Raw genomic sequence first — 15,795 nt, forward strand, 5'->3', positions numbered from 1 at the left:
ACCAAAGTTTCATACAGCAAATTTCTATTCCAAAAAGTCAATAAGCGCTGCTAAACACTGTATATAAATGATATGGGATTGAACGTATTATGGCACAGGTCGTCCATCTGTTAAGGCAATCCAACCTCGTACAATACGATAAAGGTGCCAAATAAAGGTCAAACCCATAATAATAAAACCAATACTGACCAATAAAAATGAACCAATGGCTATATTGCTGCTATCGGCAAACATGCTGACACCAAAACCGCCCAAAGCAAACGTGATGATAAGAATGCCTATGATAAACCAGACGATACTGTACCAAAACGTCTTAATTTGCCAATCAAAATGCGTGGCTAGCCATGAGCCGTCCGCATCGTGGCGCTTAGCATAATTCATGATAATCGGCACGACCCACAACAGACCAGCCGTGAAATAACTGATCACATACAATAGATAGGTGATGTGATTATAAGTGGTTAAAGAACGGCGTTTACTGTCACTCATGTTGCCGCTTATATTGTCATTTATCATGTGTCTTGATCCTTAACAGGTCATATTATAATCAGACGTCTTAGTCTTAATAGTAGTCTGTTGACGCAGATGCTTATCCGCTTAAGTGCAGGAGAATAATGTATAGGAAGTATTCATCACTAAAGTGTTCAATAAACCTTTGATTGTGTCGGATGAGGTGTTTTTCAATGAAGCTAAATTCAATATACAGTGCGAGGCAGTTAGCATTGTTAAGAAGTAACAGTTGCTTGCACCTCAATAGCTTTGGTGGTCACGTCCTGTTGCATCGAGAGTTGGGTAAATTGCCAACCTTGCTGCTTAAGCTTACCGAGTGCTGCACTCACAACCGCTTGACTGGCATTGGTGAAGCTCAGCTGCACCCCGTCACCAGCCGCAACCACTTGCGCATTGGCAATACCCGAGGTATTTAGTAGCTCACTCACTCTGTTGGCAGGTGGCATAGCAGCTGCCCCATCGACGCTGTTAGTCGCATTGCTATCCACCTTACCCGCTTGCGCGCGCAGCCAAAAATAATCAGCAATTTGCTCTTGATACTCAATTTTGCTATCGCTTGCAGCTTGATGAACCGTATAACCGCCGTAGCCACCCACGAATAACAGTAAAAAAGCAGACAATATAGCCAATGCTAATTGATCGCGTGGAGACAATGCCTGCCAGCGTGATGATAGGACATTTTGATAACTATTCACCCGCTCTGAAAAAGCGCTTGTTTTAGGCGCAGACACGCTACGTTTGGCTCGGCGCTGTAATCGTTTCATGCTCTAACCTTTATTGCCAATAGTTAATCGTGGAGGGTTTAATCTTGAGTAAGTAGATTGCAATCATCTGAGTGAGCACCTTACCGATGGTGATCGTCAAAACACAGCGCTCAGCAAATACTAAAAATTCTCAATGAGCTTAAGATGCTGCTGCCTTGTCGGCACTGACGCTTTCTGGCGTCGTATCATCTTCATTTATACTCACAGTAATTTGCCCACTAAACTGCCCTTGCTCATTGCTATTTACCCGCTCTAGCTTGGCCGTTAATCCTTGAGTGAACAGGGTATTGGCGAATTTATCAAGACTGTCGCGGTCAGGGGCAATCAACGTAAAACTGAGCGCGGATGGTTGCATAACCAAAGCTTGCGCTTTTAGAGAGGACTGCTTAATCAGTGGTGATATGCGTGCCAACACGGCCATATGTGGCGAAGCTTGACCATTGGTACCCAGTTTTGGCGCCATTTGCGTCTTTAAATTGGTGCGCGGGTTTAGACGTTCATCAGGAAACCAAGACTGATATTGCCCCGCAATCGCTGTTTTTGTCGCAGCCGTCGCCTGATGATACTGATAAGACTGCACCCCATCTGTGGCTATCTGTAGCACGAGTGCCGACAGCGCCACCATCATTGCCACTCGTAGATAAGGTGATAATTGCGAGTCGGTTGATTTGATAAAGAAATTAAGCGCGTGACGGTCAGGGTTGTCAATCGGCTTGGGCGTACTCGTTAGCGTCGTCAATAGCAGCTGATGAGCTGCTATGAGCGCGGCTGTTTGTGCCGAAACATCGCTGGTCGTTACTGGCTTTTGTAAATCAATCCTATGATCAGACTTTGTAGCATCAAGGTCTGAAAAACTTGTACTATCAAAAGCTTCAATGCTTGGTACCACCATCACTTCACTCAGCTGCGGGAAGCGCTCAAAAATCAACGGTAAATAGCTGACCGCCATTCCTTGATATAATGATTGGCGTAGCAGCATCGTCTGGTCATCTTGATAGAGTATGACTTGCTGCCCTGCACCTTCTTCCGGCACTGGTAACAATAGAAAGTCGGGCAGTAATGCTGCGATAGTCATACCAACGAGTTTGGCACTTTGCTGCCATGCCTCAATATCAGCCTGCGCCAGCGCGTATAAATACTGACTATCAGCAAGGCTGGTTTGCCGCACTGCCAATTGCTCAACAGGGGTCAAAGACATCTCTTCAAATAAATACTGCTTACCAGTATTACCCAATTGCTTAAGCTGTGCACCACTAAGCTCGGTATCGACGTGTAATACGTGGCTTGATGGAAAGTACAAACATACTGTTTTATGGCTATTGGATTTATAGCTGCTATAAATATCATGCAACTGTTGCCAGCCAGCAACTGACTGCCATTGTTGTACGTCTTCATGCCAGACAGCTAGCGGACTGTGCTGCGCTCTTAACCAAACATGTAACACCAAGTGTGTCCTTAATTATCAAAGCCATAAAATAACAAATTTAGACGTTTTGTAAGAGCCCATGACCATGTTTATGTTTATGTTTATGTTTATGTTTATGTTTATGTTTATGTTTATGTTTATGTTTATGTTTATGTTTATGTTTATGTTTATGTTTATGTTTAAAGCATCTTAATATTTTTAAACAGGGTCATGATGATGAATATTACTACTACTAAATATAGTCAGTCCAATATGGAAAAGATACAGCGGAACTGGGATGCTTAGTTTTTAATATAAGTTTTGCAGCCTCTGTCGGCGTAGGCACAGCAAGCAAGCAAGAAAAATTTATACCAGTTTCGCGTTATGAAATAGCGTATCCATTTTATTTAGGATCGACTATAGCCAATGAAAGAGCGATATCAATACGGTTGCTCAGGTACAAAGCGATCGACCTCGGTTGCCATTCCAGACATGATAAAATCCATCTCAAACACTCGTGCTTCTGCCAAAGAGAACGCCTCAGGATGATCACCGGTTAGTAAGGCAGCCAGATTGGCGACGATAGACATATGACACACCACCACGAGACACTGCGCCTCAATCTTTGCTATATCGGTCAACGCACTATGGGCGTCATCAGAAGGCGTTATATTATCTTGTACCGTCGCTGGTACTGTTGTAGGCGCCCGCGCTTGCAGCTCTGCTAGGGTTTGCTGCGCCCTAGCATAAGGACTTACGATAAAACGATCAGGCTTATAATTGGTCGTGATATATTCTGCAGTTTGCGCGGCTTGCTGCTGTCCAAAGTCAGTCAGCTGACGAGCGCTGTCTGGACGCGTTTCGTCTTCTGCCTGACCGTGACGTATTAATATAATTTTCATAGCGTTCCTTGTCTATAACCTGGCTTTTTGTCAGCTGCCTTTTTATCAACTGCCTTTCTATGACCTACTTTGCCACTGTCTGACTTTACACGTTTTTAGCAATACACATTTTCAGCAATACACGTTGCCAACAATCGTTTTATTTAGCATCGCTGTCTGTATCAACATCATCGTCATTGTCATTGTCAGAGGTACTACTGGCAGCTTTCATTTGCGCAGTAAGTGCAGCGTTGCTATGGTCATGAGCCATCACAAATTCGACATCACTGCGGAAACCCGCTTCCATCAAATGGAGAGCCACACCCAGCGCGGCCTTATCTTCATAAATAACCGCATAAAGCGCATGGGTAATGGGCATATAAATACCGTCTTTAGTCGCCTTTTCATGGACTTGCTGAATAGTATTAACGCCTTCTGCAGTCTGGCCCAGTTTTTTGACGGCAGCATCAATACTCATACCACGACCAAGCATATTACCGATGCGGTAGTTACGACTTAACTCCGAACTACAAGTGGCGTATAAATCGCCAACACCTGATAGCCCTAAAAACGTCAGTGGATTGGCACCGGCTTCGACACCAAAACGACTCATCTCTGCCAAGGCACGGGTCAATATCATTGCTTTGGTATTCTCACCCACTTCGTAGGCCGCAGCCATACCCATCGCAATGGCATAAATGTTTTTGAGCGCCCCGCCCAGCTCAACACCGCGTATATCATCACTGGCAAATACTCTAAAGAAAGCACTATGCAGTGCCGCTTGTACAGCATGACGTAGTGGTTCAGACTCACTCGCAATCACGGTCGCAGATGGCATATTTTTCATAATCTCTATAGCAAGATTAGGCCCTGACATGACGCCAAAATTCACCTCAGGCAACACTTCTTTGATAATATCACTCATCATGGCAAAAGTGTCTTTTTCCATGCCTTTCGTTAGCGACACAATAGACTGTCCACTAATAAAGGGGGCGATATTTTTTAGCGTTTCGCGAAAGGCCAAGCCTGGTACGGCAATAAAGATAATGTCGGTATCTTTGACTGCCGATGCTAAATCATGACTATATTTCAGGCGGTCATCAAGCTTATAACCGGGCAGATATTTCTTGTTCGTCTGGGTTTTTGTCATGGCCTTAACGGTACGCTTGTTACGAACCCACAGCGTGGTATCACAACCATTACGCGCGGCTAAGTTCGCCATTGCCGTACCAAAACTACCACCACCTAAGAACGCCAAACGCAGCTTGGTAGGATTGCTGTGAATCTCTGCCATGTTTTTTGCGACTGCTGACTCTACCGTGCTAGGGTTGAGCTTCTTACGACCAATACCAGATTTGCTGGCTCGTTCAATGATACCTGACAACAGACTGTTTTGTTTGTCAGCGGCTTTGTTACTCTCGTTGCTACTATTCTGAGCATTATCTTTGTTAGTATTGTTGTCATTAGCGCTTGTCATATGCATGTATCCGTATTGACTGACTTATTAGTAATAATATCTTTAGTGGGCAGCTAGCTACTGAGACCAATTGTGTTGCATAAATCATTTTCTTTAATTAGTAATATTGTTTAATAAAAAACCGTCTTTAGCTCAGTAGCCCTCGAGTATGGTTATGACTCAAAGCGGACAAGCGGCTCGATATCAATAGGTTTACGTGGGTGCTCACCTTTAGGACTGGTGCCAGTATAAACAAAAGCCGTGACATAATCATCTGCACTTACGCCGAAATATGCTTTTACCGCAGGTTCGTTACACAATAATCCTGTACGCCATACTGTGCTGAAGCCTTGCGCTTTTAACGCCAAAGTCAGATTTTGTACCGCAGCGCCTGTACTTAACATCTGTTCGAAATGCGGTACCTTTTTATGCTCTTGCATCTGAGTCACCACCGTAATAATAAGCGGCGCACGTAGCGGCATCGTCTGAGTTTTTTTCACTGTTTTTTCAGAGAGTATCTCGCCCTCTTCGGTGGCCTTTGCTTCTGCTGCTTCGACAAGGGCACGCCCCAAGTCGTGACGAGCGTCACCGGCAGTCACAATAAAGCGCCACGGACGCAGTTTTTTGTGGTCAGGTGCCGTCGCTGCACACTCAATCGCTTCTTCAATTTGGGCTTGCGTTGGTGCAGGAAGATCTAAGTTACCCACGCTGCGTCTTGAATTAATCCAATGAATGAGCTCATCACTGGTAAATGGCGTGCTCTCAGTCGTTAGTGCTTTAATAGAAATCTTTTCACTATTTTTTGCAGGGTTACTTTTTATTTGACTGTTTTCTGCTTGACTATCTTGTTCTTGACCACTTTGCACTTGACTATCTTTTGCTTGATTTTCCTTTGTAAAGTTGTTTTCGTCAGACTTATTCATTATTTGTCCTTATTTATTATTGATATTGACTGCCACTATTTATATCAGCAGATTATCCCGTTATAAATATGATTGGACAATCGTAAAACCGTAAACGAAAACCCAAGCAGCCCTTAACCTCTATCTTTAAATCACAATCATACTTTTAAATAAAAGTCCTACCAATAGTAGACCGAGCTAGACTAACGCCGCATTTAATTTATAAAGGATTAACTATATTAAGCAGCATTCGCATTTTCAACACGGTGCTCCATCTTTAAGTAGTCTTCTGATTGCATCTCAAGCAAGCGCGATCGTGTCCGTTCAATCTCAAACGCCAGCTTTTCACCTTGATACAGCTCAAGAATTGACTGCTCTGCTCGAACCAATAGTTTTACGCGGCGATCATAAAACTCATCGACCATATAAATAAACCGGCGCGTTGGATCACGCAGGTCATCATCTAATGCTGGGACCCCATTGACCAGTACCGTATTGAACTGTTTGGCGATTTCAATGAAATCAGCAGCGGAGCGCGGCTCCATACATAAATGACGAAAATCGCAGAATAAAATATCTTCGGTACGGGCATTGATTTTGATCTGCCGACCATTGATAGTGATAGGCTCATTGCTGATTTTTTGATTATTAGACAAGCTCGCAAAGCGGTTGGCCAGCCAATGGTGATTGGCTTTGGTCATGGGTGATTCATACAACTCTGCTTGCTGTAATACGCGCAAACGATAGTCAATACCAGAGTCGATATTCATGACTGTAGTATGGCGCTCAACTTCAGCGATAGCCGGCATAAAACGATCACGATGCAAACCGTCTTTGTAGAGTCCAGACGGCTCAATATTTGAAGTCGCAACCAACGTCACGCCGCGATTGAATAACATGGTAAATAGATCGCCCAAAATCATCGCATCAGAGACGTTGGAGACAAAGAACTCATCAAAGCAGATAATAACGGCTTCTTTGTAAATAATATCAGCAACTTTCTCTAATGGATCACTCTCACCCTGGATGGCATTTAGCTCGCGATGGACGCGCTGCATAAAATGATGGAAATGCTGACGTATCTTGCGCTCAATGGTCAAAGAGTCGTAAAACATGTCCATCATCCAAGTCTTACCGCGTCCCACCCCGCCCCACATATACAAACCTTTTGGGGCAACTGGCTTGGCCTTTAAAAAGCTAAAAATGCCTTTTTTTTGTTCCACGCTATTGGTGAGCTGATGGTGTAGCTCATCAAGATAGCTCATGGCCTGATATTGCTGCTCATCTCGAGTAAACTCATCAGTGCTGATGGCTTGCTCGTAACGTTGCAATGGAGATAAACTCATAATAAGACTCATCATTTAAAAGGGTAAATATAAAGAAAAAGGTGTGTAGCGCTAATCGCTACTTATTTAATGCTCAGCAAAACTGTGCTGTTCCAACAGTTTTTTTAGCTCAGACAAGCGCCCGTGAAAAAAATGTCCTGCCCCATCCACGATACTGACTGCCAGTCCTAAGCGTTCTGCAAACTCCTGCATATTATCAGGATCAATGACTGTATCAGCATTACCATAAATCTCAAAAGTTTTGTCAGCTGGTAAGCTTAAGTCACTGGTATTATTTTTTTCTACTGAGGGAGCAATCAGCGCGATTTTAGAAACTTCAAAATCACTCAAGCCCCATACATGCGGCGCTTCTATGACTTGCTCAGCCGCACGCGCAATCACGTAGCCACCGAAAGAAAAGCCGCCAAGCCATAACTTACGTGCATTGGTTTGTTCTGCAATCCATTGTAGCACGGTCATTGCATCCACCACCTCTCCTTCAGCATAATCATGCTCGCCTGTCGATTGACCGACACCGCGAAAATTAAAACGGACCACGTGCATACCGTTATCACGGGCAAAACGGTACATCGTCGTGACCACTTTATTGTTCATGGTGCCGTCAAACAAAGGGTTGGGATGACAAAGCAGCGCCACCGTGTCAGTATTCGGATCGTTGGGATTGTCTTGTTGCCATAGCGCGTCAACTTCGAGCACGCCAGCAGGAGCAGGAATCAATTGCATAAACTTACTTAATAATTAAAAATGAATACCTCAATTATCCTAGATATGATTTTTATTTCAAGTGATTTGCTGTGTATGCACGAGGTTTGTGGCAAGTGCACATGGTTTTATCATGGCTAATAGCTTGGAACACTTAGTAAAATTAGGACAATTTTCTTGGCGGCAACGTCAGCAGGTAATACAAGCGCAATACCGCACACAATAACTGCCTAGACACTCCAGACTGCAATAGGTTAAATTTAGTCTGTCTTTTCATGGACGACATTTTTAATGAACAAAACTCTTAACGAACAAAATACTTGCCCTACTTGTCTTTGGTTTTTATGGTTAATTTATAGGAAAGAGGAATAATTTATGAATACTGTTAATAAAACTGCCACCATCACGGCTACTTTGGCGACGGCTCTTATCTTAAGTGCCTGCCAGAGCACGCCTTCATCACCAGTCATTCAACGTGCCAATTCTATTTACGAGACGACTGGCATAGCGGATAGCAAGGTCAAAGCCCAGCAAAATGCACTTGATAGTGCCAAAAATACTTGTCGCAGCAAGCAAGTGATTATCGTTGATGATAAAGTCACTTACAATGGTATTTTAGATGAGCGTGCGGGTCGTATGGTTGGACAAGCAGGTGCGGTTATCGGCTCAATTTTTGGGACTGGCTCACCAGATTTGTCACGCGATGATGATTATGAGTATAAAATCAGTTTCCGTTGCCAATAAAAGAGTCATTATTAACTGACAAAGCTCAAGCATTCTACTAATTTTTTAAGCTGACGGAATAAGCTGATAAACCTGTGAGTGGCTCAAGCTTTGTCTTATACATAATAAAAGCCTTGGTATTTGGCATAAAATATTTGGCGTAAAATATAATAGGGTTTGGCCAGTAAATCAGCGATGAAAATAGCATATTGCTCGCTGATTTATTGGCTTGACTTTTTGTAGCTGCAATTTTGGGGTAGACTACCCTATCTAATTTTCTACTCACTCTATTCAGTTTTCTAATTTTCAGAATCCTAGTCTTCAGAATCCTTATTTTTAGAACTCTTGTTTTTAGAGCTCTTATTTTTAGAATCCATGGTCTATTATTATGCGCAAACCCAATCTTTCAAATACCAAATCGGCAAAAGTGTTAGCGCCTGCTAAGGATTTAGCGACGCTAGAAGCCGAACTGGCAGAGCAGGAAGATCATTTAGAAGATACGGTCTTGCGTTTGAGTGACTATTTATCAGCAGTTGAGATGGTCATCAAACAAACCTTTGATCACCGCGTATGGGTGAAGGCTGAAATTCGTAATTTGTCTAGCAAAGGCGGGCATTATTACTTTGAGTTGGCTGAAAAAGATGAAGAAGGCAAAGTCGTTGCCAGCTGCCGTGGTAACCTTTGGCGTTTTAAAGCTGCCCGCGTATTGGCAAAATTTGAGCGGGCGACCGGCATGCCTCTTGAGCGCGACTTGACCGTATTACTCAAAGTATCCGCAGGCTTTCACGCACAATATGGCTTCTCTATTACGATTGAAGACATTGATCCTAGCTATACCTTGGGAGATTTGGCACGGCAATATGCGGAGATGGTCGATCGCTTGACTGGCGAAGGCTTATTGCAGCTCAATCAACAATTACCTGTGCCCTTTGATATCGAGCATGTCCTCGTGATTGCGCCCGAAAAGGCCGCAGGTTTAGGTGATTTTCAAGCCGATGCTGATCGCTTAGCAAGTACAGGCGCTTGTCACTTCCATTACCATTACGCGACCTTTCAAGGCAATCATGCCCCAAGCGAGATTCGCCAAGCCATCGTCAGTGCCCAGCAACGATTCCAAGATACTTATCAGCGCCTGCCTGATTTATTAGTGATTATTCGTGGCGGCGGCGCGGTGGGAGATTTGGCTTACCTCAATGATTACGAGCTTGCGGCATTGGTCGCTGAACAACCTGTCCCCGTCTGGGTTGGTATTGGTCACGAGCGCGATAAAGTGATTTTAGATGAAGTAGCGCACAGCAGCTTTGACACGCCATCAAAGGTAATTGCCGCTATCATGGCGCATTTAGCACAGCTGGTCACGCAGACTTTGCATTATCAAACACAAATAAAACAAGCCGCTCAGCGTCAACTCAATATCGCGGAGCAACAAACGGCGCGACAATTGAGCCAAATACAGTCACGTACCATCGGTCAGCTGACCGCGCTACAAAAAGACAGCGACTATGCGTGGCGTAGTATTCAGCAGAGCGCGCAGCGGCAAGTAAAGCAAGCGGCGAGACTGACAACCGAGTTACACACACAGACGCAAACCCTTGCACATCAGCAATTAGCCAGCGCCCATAACTACAGTGATATCCATCAAAAAACCATCATGCAGAGCGCGCAGCAGCAGCTGATACAAGCACAACGTGATAGCGCCCATCTTCGTGATATCGTACTCTTGCACCGACCGTCTCGTGTGCTCAAGCAAGGCTACACCATGCTGACTAATGATAAAGACAAACAGATACTCACCAGCAGCACACAGCTCTTCCCTGAGCAAACCATTCATATCGTCTTAAAAGACGGTAAGGCTAAAGCTCAGATTGTTGAGGTTAATACTGAGAAGAACACGACAGAAATATCAGATATACCAAGTTAACCATATAATAACATCTAACGATTACTCCCCTACTTACTTACTTGTACTCTAAAAATTAGGACACGCTATGACTACCCCTACTCGCAAGCGCAAAAAAGCCGCCCCAAAAACCTTTAAGGCAGCTTACGATATTCTAAAAACCAATGCGGCTGAATTGCAGCAACAAGATGAGCCTGATATCGACAACTTGATGACCACGGTGGAAGAATCAATTGCCGCTTATCGCGTTTGCGAGACGCGCATCAATGCAGTACAACAAGCATTGGATGCCGCTTTTGCTGAAGAAGATAAGACAGAAAATAGCAACAGCTAGAGATAGGCTCATTCTCTATTCGGGTTCATCAACCTCGAAAACTTGGCGCAAATAGGCAAGATACGTATCATTATTGATCATGGTCTTGCCTGGGCTATCAGACAGTTTAGCAACAGGCTGCCCATTACACTCAACCAATTTGAGTACAATATTAATTGGCGTGATGCCCATATCATTGGTGAGATTGGTGCCAATACCAAAGCTGGTTCTGATGCGCTCTTTAAAGTATTGATGCAACTCCCACGCCTTTTCAAGCGTCAAGCCATCACTAAAAGTCAAAATTTTCGTCTTCGGGTCTATCTTTAGTTTTTGATAATGCGCAATGGCTTTATCACCCCAAATATACGGATCGCCGCTATCATGGCGCAGACCATCGAAAAGCTTGGCGAAATACAGATCAAAATCACGCAAGAATGCGTCCATGCCAACGACATCGGTCAACGCGATACCCAAATCACCGCGATATTCATGTACCCAAGATTCGAGTGCGGCTTTTTGTGAGTCACGTAAACGCACATCCAATGCTTGAAAAGCTTGCATAAACTCATGCGCCATCGTTCCTATCGGCGTCATCCCAAGCTGCTTAGCTAAATAAACGTTTGAGGTGCCGCTAACAACTTTCGGCTCAGCTTTGTGCAGAGTTTCTACCACATGCGCTTGCCAGCTTTTGCTAAAGCGTCGACGTGTACCAAAGTCTGCAACGATGAAAGGTGGCCTTTCTGTATTTTGTTGCTTTGCATACTGATGCAATAGCGCAACCTTGTCATCCAAGCGCCTTTGTCCCTCTTCTATTACGCTAGGGCTCGATAAGGCATTAAAATACAACTCGTTAACGATTGCCAGCACGAACACTTCAAAGAACATCGCCTGAATCATCGGCCCTTCGATATCGATCAACAAGCGCCCTTTATTGTCCGTACTGACGGTAATAAAACGGCGCTTAAGTTTAAACAGCTCTAAATAATCGACAAAATCAGAACGCATAAAGCGTAACCCACGCAAATACTCCAATTCATCTTCTAAGAAGCGCAATTCACACAACATATCCAATTGATGCTCTAATGACTCTCTAATGTCTGCTAGTGGATAGACCGCTTCATTATTATTACGGCAGCGAAATCGATAGACACCATGGGTCTGCGGGAACTGATGTAACATGGCTTGTAGCATGGTAAATTTGTACAAATCGTTATCAAGCAACGAGGTAATAATAGGTGCATAGGTGACCGTCATGTTACAACCTTAAACGCAAAAGTTAAAAATCCATATTGCTCAATAGCTAAGCGATACCGACTAAAAGATATCAAAAATTCTAATAACAAATGATGATGAGACATTAAAAGACCATTTAGTATAAACACATTTGCGGTTTTTTGCAGGCATCGCGATGCCTAGCAGCAAAAATCATACGATGGCAAACAACGTTTATAAAAACTACCCATCCAAACGACTGTTTACAATTGCCTAGATTAGTATAAAAAGTAAGTATAAAAAAACGCTAAGGGGAACCTTAACGTCTTTTTTACTGCGCAGATGATCGTCATTAAATGACTATTATATAGTCGATTCAATTTAAAAGTAGTACAAGCCAACCAAGTGTAGATGTATATGTGATACTTCAAGCGAGGTTAACGCAGTAATACTTTTATAGTGGAATGACTATAATTATGAAAATTACGATTTGACCAATTTTACCAGTGGCGCGTAGCCTGATTGCGGCATAGCACTCACAGGAATGAACTGTAATGCACCGCCATTGATACAGTAACGCAAGCCGCCGCGATCTTTTGGCCCATCAGAGAAGACGTGACCAAGATGCGAGTCTGCTACCCGCGAGCGAATCTCGGTACGCACCATGTTAAAGGCTGTATCTTCATGCTGAGTAATGACTTGCATATCAATAGGCTTAGTGAAGCTTGGCCAGCCACAACCGGATTGATACTTATCGGTAGACAAAAATAACGGCTCGCCACTGACCACATCGACATAAATACCGGGTGCAAACAGATTGTCATATTCATGACTAAAGGCACGCTCAGTAGCGGCACCTTGGGTAATATCATACTGGGCTTTGGTCAAGATATTCTTCAAAGCATTTTTGTCAAAATTAGCATAACGCTTGGGATCTAAAGTCTCGGCAACCGTACTAACAGCGGCGAGCTTGGTGCGTGCTGTGCCTTCAGGTTTGTCATCAGCAAGGCTTAAATCAATATGACAGTAACCATTTGGATTTTTGGCGAGGTAATCTTGATGATACATCTCAGCCAAATAGAAGTTACCTAAGGCTTCATGTTCAACGACGACTTTTTGCTTATACTGAGCCTGTACGCGTTTGAGTGCGGCATCAATCACCGCTTTGTCCTCTTGATCGGTATAGTAAATTCCTGAACGATACTGCACACCGTGATCATTACCTTGCTTATTTACACTGGTCGGGTCAACGACACGGAAATAATACTTCAAAATCGTGTCGAGATCGGTCTTATCTGCATCATAAGTAACTTTCACCGCTTCAGCATGTCCTGAACCGCGAATCACATCCTCATAGCTTGGGTTTGGCTGATCATCATCACCGTTGGCATAACCTGAGACCACATCAACTACGCCATCGACGCGCTCCATATAGGCTTCAACACCCCAGAAGCAGCCACCCGCCAGATAGATTGAACGGGTATTAATGGCTTTACCTTTATCGTTATAGTAAACCCCATCTTTTTGCTTAATGGTTTCAATCTTACTGTTATTGTCTAAGACTTGCACGTTTGTCGGTTTGGCCTTGCCGCTTTTAAGCTCTGCAAAATCGTTATTGGCATTTTCGGCCAGCGCATAAGCTTGCTCAGCTGTAATATTACCTTTGACTAAATGCACAAGGTTGCCTTTTTTGTCCAGTATTGCCCAGCTAGGATAGACTTGTACACCAAGCTTATTGATCAAATCACCGGAGCTATCGACCAACACTGGTAACTGCGGATAGTCTGCTTGAACGCCAGCATACCAAGTCGTGAACTCACCATCGGCTTTTTCGTTGAGGTGACCAGGACTGGTAACTGTCACAACATTTAAGTCGGCAAATTTAGGATCGGTACGCCACTTTTCGGTCTCCTCTAGTGTACCCAAACATAGCGGACACCAGCTTGCCCAAAATTTAACCAAAGTGGGTTTATTAGGATCAATGACTGCCGCACCATTTTTACCCAGACCTTTAGTGAGCTGCGGTAACGCTTGCATTTGCTTGAGCATGTCAGACGGCAACATATCGCGTGAGTTGGTTACACCGTCGTTTTCACTACCAGACTTACTATTACTAACCGACGTATTACTGCTTGATTGATTTTCTGCGCTACTCATTTGCCCACATGCTAACAGTAGACCAGCACTCAATACCGTGGTCACACCCAGCGCACTAGCATTTTTGAGCCAACGTGATGGCTGGCGCTGTGAGCCTGTTGTCAGATCAGAGTTCTGGTCATCGTCATGAGCATCGTCATTATCGGAGTTATTGTTTGGCATAACGAATCCTTTTTATAAAGTCTTACACTTTTTTATGAAGTCTTGCACTCATATCGTGCGCAGTTGGTCACGATCTTCTTGATAGGTTATTAGAGCAGGTGCTCAATTCAATCGATAGTTATCTAAATGAGCTAAAAAGAGGATAAACCAAGTGAAGATATGGGCAAAAAAGCTCAGCTATCAGCCGATGTCATAAAAGAATAAAAATAAAGCAAAGAGAAATAGAAAGAGGTGAATAAGGACATATTAATAGTATACATCGCTAGCAGAACCTATTTTAATAGTTACTAAGCGCTTGATACATTTATTTAACAACGCGGAAAAGCTAGTGATATACAACCATTAATAGTGAAGCTTATCAGCTTGGTTTAAAAGTAAATCAACAAAGGCTTAGCGCCGCCCATGTTAATTTATGATTAAGCTTTAGCATGCATGAATTGCGCCACATAGTCATCAGCAGGATTGTCTCTTAATTCGCTAGGCGTGCCCGTTTGCACCAAGCGACCACCATTTAAAATACTAATACGCTGACCTACTTTGACCGCTTCATCGATATCATGAGTAATAAAGACAATGGTCTTATTGAGACGGTCTTGTAGCTCAAGCAGCTGATCCTGTAGTTGGGCGCGGATAAGCGGATCAAGCGCGGAGAACGCTTCATCCATCAGCAAAATCGGATTGTCAGTCGCTAAGGCTCGCGCCAGCCCTACGCGCTGCTGCATACCGCCCGACAGCTCATCAGGATAGCTGTGTTCTAGATTAGGCAGCCCTACCTCATTAAGCCAATGACGCGCGATTTCATGACGCTCTTCGATACTCATTTTGCGGACACGTAATCCATAAGCCACATTTTGCATGACGGTCATATGCGGCATCAAGCCAAAATGCTGAAACACCATACTGACGGTATTCTGGCGATATTGTTGTAATTCCTTATCATTCAATTCTAAAATATTGATAGAGTCGCTTGAGTTGGCATTGTCTATCCCGTCTGTATTAGCGGTTACTGGTGCTGCAGCAGTCGATGCTTCATCTTTTGCTATATCTTGTGCTTTTGATGATAAGGTCTTGGGATTAATAGTGGTATCGACCCATATCTTGCCGCTGGTCGGATCAATCAACCGGTTAAGATGGCGTATCAAGGTCGATTTACCTGAGCCTGAGAGTCCCATGATGCAATGCAGCTCCCCTGCTTTTATGGCCAAATTAACATCATAAAGCCCGACTGAATAGCCGGTCTGCTTTTTGACAGCGACACTATCCATACCATCTGCTAGTAGTTTCAACGCTGATTGTGCTTGTGACTCATTAGCATTATAAATTTTGCTGATATTCTCTAACTGGATATGATTCATAACTATT

At 43.7% G+C, this 15,795-nt stretch carries 14 protein-coding genes; 3 read left to right on the forward strand and 11 right to left on the reverse strand.

Translation table 11 applies throughout. The features are described from left to right. Window positions 1–87: 87 nt before the first annotated feature. The 8 genes from CXF65_RS03225 to CXF65_RS03265 all read right to left on the reverse strand — a co-directional run bounded on the left by CXF65_RS03225 (window position 88) and on the right by CXF65_RS03265 (window position 7,987). Window positions 88–516, reverse strand: a complete 429-nt coding sequence (locus tag CXF65_RS03225) for a DUF4870 family protein (RefSeq protein ID WP_101211004.1) — start codon at window positions 514–516, stop codon at window positions 88–90. A gap of 209 nt (window positions 517–725) precedes the next feature. Beyond that, window positions 726–1,274 (reverse strand): type II secretion system protein GspM, encoded by a 549-nt coding sequence (gene gspM / locus CXF65_RS03230; RefSeq protein ID WP_101211005.1) that lies wholly within the window; start codon window positions 1,272–1,274, stop codon window positions 726–728. A gap of 139 nt (window positions 1,275–1,413) precedes the next feature. Then, the gene (gene gspL / locus CXF65_RS03235) at window positions 1,414–2,718 is read right to left on the reverse strand and encodes a type II secretion system protein GspL (RefSeq protein WP_101211006.1); all 1,305 of its coding nucleotides are present in this window, start codon (window positions 2,716–2,718) and stop codon (window positions 1,414–1,416) included. 401 nt (window positions 2,719–3,119) lie between these two features. Beyond that, window positions 3,120–3,581 carry a phosphohistidine phosphatase SixA gene (sixA, locus tag CXF65_RS03245; protein WP_101211007.1) on the reverse strand — a complete coding sequence of 154 codons (462 nt, stop codon included), beginning with the start codon at window positions 3,579–3,581 and terminating at the stop codon, window positions 3,120–3,122. A gap of 139 nt (window positions 3,582–3,720) precedes the next feature. Continuing rightward, window positions 3,721–5,037, reverse strand: coding sequence for an NAD(P)H-dependent glycerol-3-phosphate dehydrogenase (locus tag CXF65_RS03250; protein WP_101211008.1), 1,317 nt, complete (start codon window positions 5,035–5,037; stop codon window positions 3,721–3,723). A gap of 152 nt (window positions 5,038–5,189) precedes the next feature. Beyond that, the gene (locus CXF65_RS03255) at window positions 5,190–5,939 is read right to left on the reverse strand and encodes a nitroreductase (RefSeq protein WP_101211009.1); all 750 of its coding nucleotides are present in this window, start codon (window positions 5,937–5,939) and stop codon (window positions 5,190–5,192) included. Between the two features lie 218 nt (window positions 5,940–6,157). Beyond that, window positions 6,158–7,264, reverse strand: coding sequence for a cell division protein ZapE (zapE, locus tag CXF65_RS03260; protein ID WP_101211010.1), 1,107 nt, complete (start codon window positions 7,262–7,264; stop codon window positions 6,158–6,160). Window positions 7,265–7,330: 66 nt separating this feature from the next. Further along, on the reverse strand, window positions 7,331–7,987 hold the full coding sequence (locus CXF65_RS03265) for an alpha/beta hydrolase (protein WP_025653252.1): 657 nt from the start codon (window positions 7,985–7,987) through the stop codon (window positions 7,331–7,333). A 354-nt stretch (window positions 7,988–8,341) separates the two neighbouring features. Here CXF65_RS03265 and CXF65_RS03270 point away from each other — a divergent pair, with 354 nt between their 5' ends. The 3 genes from CXF65_RS03270 (at window position 8,342) to xseB (ending at window position 10,923) form a co-directional block, all read left to right on the forward strand. Then, window positions 8,342–8,710 (forward strand): hypothetical protein, encoded by a 369-nt coding sequence (locus CXF65_RS03270; RefSeq protein WP_101211011.1) that lies wholly within the window; start codon window positions 8,342–8,344, stop codon window positions 8,708–8,710. 367 nt (window positions 8,711–9,077) lie between these two features. Then, complete coding sequence (gene xseA, locus CXF65_RS03280) at window positions 9,078–10,610, forward strand: exodeoxyribonuclease VII large subunit (protein ID WP_101211013.1); 1,533 nt, start codon at window positions 9,078–9,080, stop codon at window positions 10,608–10,610. A gap of 67 nt (window positions 10,611–10,677) precedes the next feature. Beyond that, a complete protein-coding gene (xseB, locus tag CXF65_RS03285) occupies window positions 10,678–10,923 on the forward strand; it encodes an exodeoxyribonuclease VII small subunit (protein WP_025653249.1) in 246 nt (81 codons plus the stop codon). Between the two features lie 15 nt (window positions 10,924–10,938). Here the strand turns inward: xseB and pncB are convergent, their stop codons facing one another. The 3 genes from pncB to CXF65_RS03300 all read right to left on the reverse strand — a co-directional run bounded on the left by pncB (window position 10,939) and on the right by CXF65_RS03300 (window position 15,788). Continuing rightward, window positions 10,939–12,156 carry a nicotinate phosphoribosyltransferase gene (pncB, locus tag CXF65_RS03290; RefSeq protein ID WP_101211014.1) on the reverse strand — a complete coding sequence of 406 codons (1,218 nt, stop codon included), beginning with the start codon at window positions 12,154–12,156 and terminating at the stop codon, window positions 10,939–10,941. Between the two features lie 441 nt (window positions 12,157–12,597). Beyond that, complete coding sequence (gene msrAB / locus CXF65_RS03295) at window positions 12,598–14,433, reverse strand: bifunctional peptide-methionine (S)-S-oxide reductase MsrA/peptide-methionine (R)-S-oxide reductase MsrB (RefSeq protein ID WP_101211015.1); 1,836 nt, start codon at window positions 14,431–14,433, stop codon at window positions 12,598–12,600. 416 nt (window positions 14,434–14,849) lie between these two features. Beyond that, a complete protein-coding gene (locus CXF65_RS03300) occupies window positions 14,850–15,788 on the reverse strand; it encodes an ATP-binding cassette domain-containing protein (protein ID WP_101211016.1) in 939 nt (312 codons plus the stop codon). Window positions 15,789–15,795 lie beyond the last annotated feature (7 nt).

Origin of the sequence: Psychrobacter sp. Sarcosine-3u-12, assembly GCF_002836005.1 — a bacterium.
Taxonomy (GTDB): Bacteria; Pseudomonadota; Gammaproteobacteria; order Pseudomonadales; family Moraxellaceae; genus Psychrobacter; species Psychrobacter okhotskensis.

Coding starts and splice junctions, on each gene's coding strand:
- CXF65_RS03300 (WP_101211016.1), bottom strand. CDS start 15,788: ATGAATCATATCCAGTTAGAGAATATCAGCAAAATTTATAATGCTAAT.
- xseB (WP_025653249.1), top strand. CDS start 10,678: ATGACTACCCCTACTCGCAAGCGCAAAAAAGCCGCCCCAAAAACCTTT.
- gspM (WP_101211005.1), bottom strand. CDS start 1,274: ATGAAACGATTACAGCGCCGAGCCAAACGTAGCGTGTCTGCGCCTAAA.
- sixA (WP_101211007.1), bottom strand. CDS start 3,581: ATGAAAATTATATTAATACGTCACGGTCAGGCAGAAGACGAAACGCGT.
- CXF65_RS03255 (WP_101211009.1), bottom strand. CDS start 5,939: ATGAATAAGTCTGACGAAAACAACTTTACAAAGGAAAATCAAGCAAAA.
- CXF65_RS03225 (WP_101211004.1), bottom strand. CDS start 516: ATGATAAATGACAATATAAGCGGCAACATGAGTGACAGTAAACGCCGT.
- CXF65_RS03250 (WP_101211008.1), bottom strand. CDS start 5,037: ATGACAAGCGCTAATGACAACAATACTAACAAAGATAATGCTCAGAAT.
- CXF65_RS03270 (WP_101211011.1), top strand. CDS start 8,342: ATGAATACTGTTAATAAAACTGCCACCATCACGGCTACTTTGGCGACG.
- zapE (WP_101211010.1), bottom strand. CDS start 7,264: ATGAGTTTATCTCCATTGCAACGTTACGAGCAAGCCATCAGCACTGAT.
- xseA (WP_101211013.1), top strand. CDS start 9,078: ATGCGCAAACCCAATCTTTCAAATACCAAATCGGCAAAAGTGTTAGCG.
- pncB (WP_101211014.1), bottom strand. CDS start 12,156: ATGACGGTCACCTATGCACCTATTATTACCTCGTTGCTTGATAACGAT.
- msrAB (WP_101211015.1), bottom strand. CDS start 14,433: ATGCCAAACAATAACTCCGATAATGACGATGCTCATGACGATGACCAG.
- CXF65_RS03265 (WP_025653252.1), bottom strand. CDS start 7,987: ATGCAATTGATTCCTGCTCCTGCTGGCGTGCTCGAAGTTGACGCGCTA.